Here is a 2194-nt window from a genome sequence, read left to right as displayed (position 1 = left end):
ATGTCCCAGACAGAGTTGAGATACAGCTTTGAGGCGCAAGGTGATGGTGAAGAACAAGGCGAAGCGTCAGGCATCAGCTTTGACGTGGTCGAATTCAAACTCGAAGAAGCCCTTAACGAACCGTTTGTGCTTGAAGTCGAACTGCTGAGCACAGACGCCAACATCGACTTTGACCAGCTGATAGACAAACCCGCGCTCTTCACCATCTGGGATGGGGCAACCGCAGTGCGGCAGGTCCATGGGCTCATCTCAGACATCAGCCAGCGCGAAACCGGCTTCAGAAGGACCCGCTACCGTGCAGTGGTAGAGCCCATGCTTGCCCGCACAGCGCTATATTCAGACTGGGAAATCTTCCAGCAACAAAGCGTGCCCGAAATCATTGGCGAAGTCCTCAAAGCCGACAAAGTCGACAACTACACCCTGAACCAGCAACAAACCCACCTGAGCCGCGAATACTGCGTACAAGCCGACGAAACCGACTTCCAGTACATCCAGCGCCTGCTGTCCGAAGAAGGCTTTGTCTACCGGTTTGAACACAGCGAACAAGGGCACCAGCTCAACATCACCGACGTCATCCAAACCTTTGGCGCCCTGCAAAGCGGGGCTGTCCTGTACCAGCCCAAACCCGCAGGCGACCAGCCCCAGCCGGCGCTGCGCCACTTCACCTACCACCACAAAGTGCGCACCGCACGCCAGACCCAGCGCGACTACACCTTCAAAAACCCGCGCTACGACCAGCAACAAGCAAGCCTGGGGCGTGACATGCCCGCTCAATCCACCGAATACGAACGCTACGACTACCCCGGGCGCTACAAGCAAGATGCTGCCGGCGCCCCCTTTACCCAGACCAAACTGCAATCCCTCAGAAGAGACGCCAAACTCGCCATCGCTACCGGGGATGACGCCAGAATCCAACCCGGTGTTGCCTTTGAACTCACCGGCCACCCCAGAAGCGAACTCAACACCCTGTGGCGTCCCGTCAAAGTCGTACACAGCGGCAAACAACACACCAGTGGAGAAGAAGAAGCCGCACAAGCACAAGCCAGCACCAGCTATCAGCAAACCGCAGAACTGGTACCCGCCACCGCCGAATGGAAAGCACCCATCCCTGCCAAACCACACCTGCACGGGCCCGAAATTGCCCACGTTGTAGGCCCGCAGGGAGAAGAAATCTACACCGACGAACACGGACGCGTCAAAGTCCAATTTCCCTGGGACCGCATCGGCAGTAACGACGAACACAGCACCTGCTGGATACGCGTCGCACAGAACTGGGCCGGAGCCGGCTGGGGCCACATCGCCATACCACGCATCGGACAGGAAGTCATCGTTGACTTCCTCGATGGCGACCCCGATCAACCCATCATCACCGGGCGCACCTATGACGCCAACCATCCCACCCCCTACACCTTGCCGGCCCTCAAAACCCAGCAGACCGTCAAGAGCAAAGAACACAAAGGCGGGGGCTACAACGAACTCCTGATTGATGACACCACCGGGGAAATCAAAACCCAGCTCCACAGCACCCATGACGTCACCCAACTCACCATGGGCTACCTCACCCATCCGCGCAAAACCGACGGCAGTGGAGAACACAGGGGAGACGGCTTTGAACTCAGAACCGACAGCTGGGGCGCCATCCGGGCCGGGCAGGGCCTTTACATCTCGGCCGACAAGCGCCAGAACGCCCAGGGCAAACAACTGGACCTGCAGGAGGCCATAGAACAACTCGAACAGGCGCTGAGCCTGGCCAAGAGCCTGGAAACCGCAGCCCAGACTGCACAGGCACTGCCTGCGGACACCCAGGACCAGGAACAACAACTCAGTAGTGTGTACACCGACCTCATCAAAGCCGGGATTCTGAGCAGTGCGCCCGAAGGCATGGCGCACACCACGCCCAAGAGCGCACAGATCAGTGCCGGGGCCAACATCACCCTGACCTCGCTGCAAAGCACGGACCTCAGTGCCTATGAGAACATCAGGGCAGCAGCCAGAGAAAGCCTGTCGCTGTTCAGTGCAGAGCAGGAAATGAAGCTGGTGGCAGGCAAAGACAGAATCAGGGTGCAGGCCAATGAGAACAACGTGGAATTGTTTGCCAACAAGAAGATGCAGATCGTGTCCACAGAAGACAAGGTGGAGGTGGCAGCGGAGAAGGAGATCTTGCTGACATCGGGCGGGGCTTATATCAAGATCA

The 2194-nt window shown here is 58.2% G+C and carries 1 protein-coding gene; it reads left to right on the top strand.

The genetic code is table 11. The annotated features are described in order from the left end of the window. The coding region (locus CUZ56_RS14805; RefSeq protein ID WP_148113761.1) for a type VI secretion system Vgr family protein at positions 1-2194 on the top strand (2194 nt) is incomplete at both ends.

It is taken from the genome of Saezia sanguinis (assembly GCF_003991585.1).
GTDB lineage: Bacteria > Pseudomonadota > Gammaproteobacteria > Burkholderiales > Burkholderiaceae_C > Saezia > Saezia sanguinis.
The sequence above is the reverse complement of the archived record's forward strand: the minus strand, read 5'-3'. Positions and strand labels throughout refer to the sequence as shown.